The sequence below is a fragment of the Gracilimonas sp. genome, assembly GCF_031581265.1.
Lineage (GTDB): Bacteria > Bacteroidota > Rhodothermia > Balneolales > Balneolaceae > Gracilimonas.
Genome location: NZ_JAVLBQ010000061.1, coordinates 1 through 3164 on the forward strand (window position 1 = coordinate 1; position 3164 = coordinate 3164).

Annotated in this window: 3 protein-coding genes; 1 reads left to right on the plus strand and 2 read right to left on the minus strand. The window is 41.5% G+C overall.

The window, feature by feature from the left end; all coding sequences use genetic code 11:
- Positions 1-216: hypothetical protein (locus RI561_RS13705; protein WP_395080811.1), on the plus strand; the 216-nt coding region annotated here is incomplete at its 5' end.
- A gap of 294 nt (positions 217-510) precedes the next feature.
- Here RI561_RS13705 and RI561_RS13710 read toward each other — a convergent pair.
- The gene (locus tag RI561_RS13710; protein WP_395080812.1) at positions 511-2289 is read right to left on the minus strand and encodes a cohesin domain-containing protein; all 1779 of its coding nucleotides are present in this window, start codon (positions 2287-2289) and stop codon (positions 511-513) included.
- A gap of 639 nt (positions 2290-2928) precedes the next feature.
- On the minus strand, positions 2929-3164 hold a 236-nt coding region (locus RI561_RS13715; RefSeq protein WP_395080813.1), incomplete at its 5' end, for a hypothetical protein.

Consider the following 3164-nt stretch of genomic DNA (forward strand, 5'->3'; position numbering starts at 1 on the left):
GAGCAAATTCCGTGGCAATCTGTTGAATCTTGGGTATGCAATTGCTATCGTTTCGTTGTTGGAGTTCCTAAATTGTATCAGGGAGATTGCTTCGTCGTTCGAATTTCCAAACCTGATTTTACTTTATGGGCTCCTCGCAATGACTGGGGTTTTTATGGGTTGGGAAGTGGTATTAAAAAACTCACCACGACATCGTCATTGCGAAGGCTGACTTGAGCGATAGCGAATACAGCCTGTGCCTGTCCCGTACAATTCGTTGTCGGGGGCAATCTTTTTAATCGTAGCAACGTACTTGCCAACGTTTCGTTGTTATAGCACCCAAGTCGTATCAGGGAGATTGCTTCGTCGTAAAGCAACAAAGCCTGCGTTATACTTTTTGGGCTCCTCGCAATGACTGGGGTTATTATGTATTTTTTTGGTGTCCAACCAATAACCAAAAATATTACCCATAAAAAAGGCACCCTTTTGGGTGCCTTTTTAGTAAGACTCGATAATATTAATAAACTGAAATTACTTCAGTAATAACATTTTCTTGGTAGTTACGAAATTGCCGGCTTGTATCCTGGCAAAATATACACCACTTGTTAGGTTCTCAGCATTGAAGGTAACTGTGTGGCTCCCCATTGGCATTCTATTGTTAACCAATGTGCTAACTTTTTGCCCCAGTGCATTATAGACCTCAAGCGTTACATTTGACGCCTCAGGAATGTTATAGGTAATCTGCGTTGTGGGGTTAAATGGGTTCGGGTAGTTTTGCTTTAACTGAAATTCAGATGGAGTTTCAGTCACAGGAGGTTCAATGGTAGTAGCTATTCCAAGTTCATCCTGGAAGAATGGGTAGAGCTGTACATCATCATAAAATCTTCCCATTACTCCTGTCATATTAAAGTCTCCCTGGGGGCGCTCTGAACCGTCAAAATAAGACTCACCACGATCAATGAAGACCAAGAAAGTATCAGCTGTGGTATCAAGGTTTCCTACAAGCTCAGTCGTTAAACCGGCCCCGGAATCTATAGCATCCTCAGGCCAGTCAGCATTTTCAGGGAGATACATATTTTCCAATGTAACACGCATTCCCTGGTACTCGGAATCGACAGTCCACTGATCTGTAGAAGTAATTAGTATCGGTTCAGGCAGTGTATTTCCTTCTGATATAATTTCATAAGAATCTATCACAATCTGGACTTGGTCTCTGAATGTGTCTCTTTCACCTATAAGAGTAAGCTCTTGACCCGGTTCAAATACCGTACCTTCGCTATCATTATTTGCTGGAAAGTCAAAACCTACGGTTGCCATGCCGGCAGTTTCATCCTGGATGTAGAAATTATTTACACTAAATCCAAAATCATTTGAAGTCACAATACCTGAGATCATTATTTTTGAATCATTCTCCAGTCCGCGTGCTGTTTTCATAGAAATTGTAGCAAGGTTTGAAGTTAGTTCACTTCCTACGCCGGTTACAGGTACTACATCACCATTATCGTTAAAGAATTGTATATCACTAAATTGAACAGGACTGCCTTCAATTTCACCTAATATTTTGATATCCATTTTTAGCAATACACCACCTTCTCCAATATTTGAAGAACCGGCCCATGCAACAGATAAAACACCGTTGTCGGCATTAAAACTTGCTTGGCCATTTTCGGACACTGTTCCTGATGTCATTACATCATTGATTTGTAAGGCATCAGCATCGTAGTTCATTTTGAATTGATATGAACCGATATCGAGCGAGCTCAGGTCATCAGTTGAAATCTCAACTTCGAGAGACTGATAGTTATCTGCTTCAATATCCGGTAGTTCAAAGATGGTATCACTTGATGTCGTTGTAATATCAAATGGGGTACTTGCATCGGTACTTAAGTTGTTTCCTACATTGATTTCAGTAAATTGAATACCTGATTCGTTAACATCTGAACTTTTGAACATACCATGTACCGTAAACAGTACGGTATTGCCGGTGATGCCACTTCCGTTACCATAAGTTGCTAATATATAACGACCCATATCAGGTTCGTTGGCTTCAAATGGACCCGTGATAAGCGGTCCTGCAGTAATAGAATCTATTGCTATCTGTGTGGTATCGTATTCAAATTCGAAGTCAAAGTTATCTATTTCATTATCGTCTAAATCTGCTTGTACATCGAGAGTAAATGCGTCTCCGGTTCTACCGGAAAGGTCTCCCCCGAAATCAAGCGACACTTGAGCAATAGCTGTACTGCTTATCAAAAACAGTGTCAGCATCGCTATAAGCGAGTTCTTAAAAATTATATCTATAATCTTCATAAGATGGTTCCGTTGTTTATATGTGAAGTTTTATGTACCTAATATAATTAATTATAAAATAATAAAAGCTGGATAAAAAGCACTTCTCTCATAAAATTTGTTTAAGGGAGAGTGTATGCAATAAATACCTTAATAATCATTCTGAGAGAGATATAATGTTATAATTCTTAATACACAAAACAAGAAAAACCTCAAATTTTTACAATATGATAACTCATCTGAATTTCAGCCTTTCTCGTTGTTCGAGAACACATGTTCTGTCAGAGAGATTACCCCGTCCAGTACGCACGGGACAATGACGGGTTGTTAGCTTTAGGGGAATGGTATTAAGGAGATCCCGGATCGGCGTCTACGCATTCACTCCAACTTGTCCGGGATGACATTTTTTAAAAATCTGGGTGGTGGCTTTAACAGCATGCCTTTTACTACAGCACCCAATCCCACCGACTGGTATGTACGGGGCTCAAGCGCCCGGCCCTTGCCCTACGGCTCCTCAAATTTAACATCCGGACATTGGTTAGGCCACATGGTAATGGGGTTCGTTGTTGGAGATCCCAATTCGCGTCAAGGAGATTGCCGCGTCGTAAGGCAACCAGCCCTGCGTTATCCACTGTTGGCTCCTCGCAATGACGTGAGTTTTTAGGGGTTGGGAGGTGGTATTAGAAAATACACCACGACATCGTCATTGCGAAGGCTGACTTGAGCGATAGCGAATACAGCCTGCGGCAATCTGTTTGATGGTGGAAATGCAGTCACCACAGAATCGTTGTTTAAGAACAAGTCTTCGTCAAGGAGATTGCCGCGTCGTAAGGCAACCAGCCTTGGATTATACCCGGTCGGCTCCTCGCAATGACGTGAGTTTTTAGGGATTGGGA